The organism is Candidatus Cloacimonadota bacterium (assembly GCA_011372345.1).
In the GTDB taxonomy this organism is placed as follows: Bacteria; Cloacimonadota; Cloacimonadia; order Cloacimonadales; family TCS61; genus DRTC01.
In genome coordinates this window covers 1-3,417 of sequence record DRTC01000647.1, presented here as the reverse complement: position 1 = coordinate 3,417, position 3,417 = coordinate 1, and the positions used below count along the sequence as shown (strand labels likewise).

Annotated in this window: 3 protein-coding genes; all 3 read left to right on the top strand. The window is 37.7% G+C overall.

Features of this window, described 5'->3' with window-relative positions; all coding sequences use genetic code 11:
- Nucleotides 1-806, top strand: an 806-nt coding sequence (locus tag ENL20_12420; protein ID HHE39357.1) for a PTS sugar transporter subunit IIA, incomplete at its 5' end; no start/stop codon positions are given.
- Between the two features lie 348 nt (nucleotides 807-1,154).
- Nucleotides 1,155-2,951 carry a translational GTPase TypA gene (gene typA, locus ENL20_12415; GenBank protein HHE39356.1) on the top strand — a complete coding sequence of 599 codons (1,797 nt, stop codon included), beginning with the start codon at nucleotides 1,155-1,157 and terminating at the stop codon, nucleotides 2,949-2,951.
- 259 nt (nucleotides 2,952-3,210) lie between these two features.
- The coding region (locus tag ENL20_12410; protein ID HHE39355.1) for a hypothetical protein at nucleotides 3,211-3,417 on the top strand (207 nt) is incomplete at its 3' end.

Sequence of the window (3,417 nt, the reverse complement as noted above, 5' to 3'; positions counted from 1 at the left end):
TTTCAGAAGTGGTCAAACTGGAATGTTGTGATATAAATTTTCAGGCAAAAAACAAAGAGGAAGCTCTAAAAAAAATATCGGAATTGCTCGTTAAAACATCAGATTTGAAAGATATCGGAGAAGAAAAGATTTATCAGGCGTTAAAAGAAAGAGAAGACCAGGGCAGTACAGGTTTTGGTAAAGGAATTGCGATTCCTCACTGTCAGCTTGAGGAAACAGAGAAATTCGTGATCAGTATTGCGATCAATAAAAAAGGAACGGAATTTGAATGCCTGGATAAGAAAAAAGCAAAAATATTCATTACCATTGTCGGTCCAAAAACTAATCGGAGCGGACATTTGCAGCTTCTGGCAAAAGTTTCCAGGATTCTGAAAGAACCGGGAGTTTTGGAACATCTACTGAAAGCAACTTCCAAGATCGGATTATATGAAGATTTTATTAGAAATGCTGTTGATGAAGTTACGGAAATTTCCAAAAAGGAAAAAGATAAATTGATGCTCATGATCGTTAAAGATGATGAAATAATGCAGGATATCAGCGAGCTCTTCATTGAATACGGGATTCAGGATGCAACCATTCTGGAAAGCCAGAAGATGGAAAACCTGCTCTCTAATGTTCCTTTATTTTTAGGTTTTTTTGATTTTACCGGCGGGAAAAGTCCGTACAGCAAGATCATTCTTCTGAAAATAAATAAGGAATACATTCATGCTATTGTCAAAGGTCTGGAAGATATTTTTGGTGATCTGGATAATTATACGGATTTGAGCATTATGGTGCTGGATATATTCTATGCAAAAGGATTTTAAAAGGTAATAGTCATAAAATACACAAAAGGCGTAAAAAAATAACTTTTCAAAATCCTGATTAATAATGATGATTCTTCATATCTAAAAATGAGTTCAGTTTTTGATTTGATCTGAAACTTTATATTTGACTTATTTACCTATCTTTAACAGATGACATTCTCAATAAAAAAAAATAAAACAAAGTATGAATACCCGACCTTCGTAAATTTAGGTTTAGCAGTTTTAGACCGCAGGGAAAAAAAGGAACATAACTCCTGAATAAAGTTGTGTTCTATGCTAAAGGCGCATAAATCTAAAGAGTAGATTTTCTTTGTGCCTTCGTGCCTTAGTGGTGAAATAAGGAAAGAAATGAAAATAAAAAATATCGCAATTATTGCTCATGTTGATCATGGCAAGACAACACTCGTTGACGGTGCATTGAAGCAAGCCGGAGTTTTCCGTAAAAATCAGGTTGTTGCTGAAAGGATCATGGATTCGAATGATCTGGAAAGGGAAAGAGGGATCACTATTTTTTCCAAAAATGCATCGATGCAATACAAAGATTACCGTATCAATATCGTTGATACTCCCGGACATGCGGATTTTGGCGGGGAAGTGCAGAGGATCATGAAAATGGTCGATTCCGTTCTTCTGCTTGTTGACGCTTTTGAAGGTCCGATGCCGCAGACAAAATATGTTTTGAAAAAATCTCTCGAGATCGGATTGAATCCGATCGTGGTGATAAACAAGATCGATCGTCTCAATGCCCGACCGGAAGAAGTGCTAGAAATGATCTTTGATCTTTTTATAGATTTGAACGCAGACGATGATCAACTTGATTTCCCGGTAGTTTATGCATCCGGCAGAGATGGTCATGCAAAATACGAAATCGAGGATGAATCCGATGATCTAACACCTCTTTTTGAGACAATTCTCAAACATGTTCCCGATGCGCGGGGAAATATCAATAAACCGCTTCAGATGCTTGTTTCGGCAATCGAATACAATGATTATCTCGGCAAGATCGGAACAGGAAAAATTTCTAACGGAAAAGTAAAACAAGGAGAGGAAGTTGTGTTGATGAAACGCGATGGTGAGCGACTTCTGTATAGAATTTCCAAAATTTTCCAATATGAAGGACTGAAAAAGAAAGAGGTAAAAGAAGCGTTTGCCGGAGATATTGTTTCTCTCGCTGGAATGGAAAGAGTGGATGTCGGTGAAACAGTTGCCTGCAAAGAATATCCCGAACCGCTTCCGCTCATCGATATTGATGCTCCAACTTTGGCAATGACCTTCAAGGTTAATGATTCACCTTTTGCTGGCAGAGAAGGGAAATATGTTACTGCGAGAAATATCTGGGACAGACTTCAGAAAGAACTTCAAACCAATGTCAGTATTGTGGTGGAAGCTACGGATCAGCCTGACGAATTTATTGTAAAAGGAAGAGGAGAACTGCAACTTTCCATACTTATCGAGAATATGAGAAGGGAAAATTTCGAATTCCAGGTTTCCACACCCAAAGTGATCTACAGAGAACTCGACGGAAAGAGAACGGAGCCGATCGAATTGGCGATGATCGATGTTGCTGATGAACATGTCGGAACCGTGATCGAAATGTTAGGGATCAGGAAAGGTGAAATGCTCGACATGATTCCGGGAAGTGACGGTTATACAAGACTCGAATTCAAAGTTCCAACACGCGGTTTGATCGGATTTCGAAATGACTTTATGACTGAAACCAGGGGAACCGGAATTATAAATCATAGTTTTTATGAATATGAATTCCATAAAGGAGATCTCGATAAGAAAACACGCGGTGTATTGATAGCAATGGAAAAAGGACTTTCTACCGGCTATTCGTTATTCAGTTTCCAACCGAGAGGTACAATGTTCATCGGACCCGGAATAGAAGTTTATGAAGGAATGATCATAGGTGAGCATACAAGAGAGATCGACCTTGTTTTGAATATCTGTAAAGGTAAGAAACTGACGAATGTTCGAGCTTCCGGTTCTGATGATGCTATCAAATTAATTCCACCGCGAATTTTCTCTTTGGAACAGGCTTTGGAATATATCGAGGATGATGAACTTTTGGAAATTACTCCGAAAAACATTAGAATGAGAAAAAAAATACTCAGAGAAATAGATCGGAGAAGGATTCGATAAAACAAAGAGCTTCTCTCGAATGCTTTCGGGATGCGAAGTTTTTTTTACTGCTCATTCCCAAATTTCATTTGGGAATGTCATTTTTTCAAAAGTTTTACTTTGATTTTTTATTTGAAGAAATAGCTTTCGAAATAAAATTTCTTATCCAATTGTGTTCCTCCCGAAAACTTTCGGGAGAATTTGGGAACAAGCAAACACAAAGAACTTCCGATTGTACGAAGTTCATCGGAATGTTCGTCCAAATAATAATAAGGAAAATATGAAAAAGAAAATTATTTTTGAAGGTTATTTGAATATCACCCGCAATCATCAGCCCGTTTTATGGACGATCCCGTTTGACAACAGCCGTGACTTTTATGAATTTCCGAAAGGTTTGATCTCGAAATATCATCTGGTGAGTGGTGCGAGTGTGAAATGTGAGATCGAAAATAATAAGATTATCAAGATCATGAATGTCTGCGGTTTG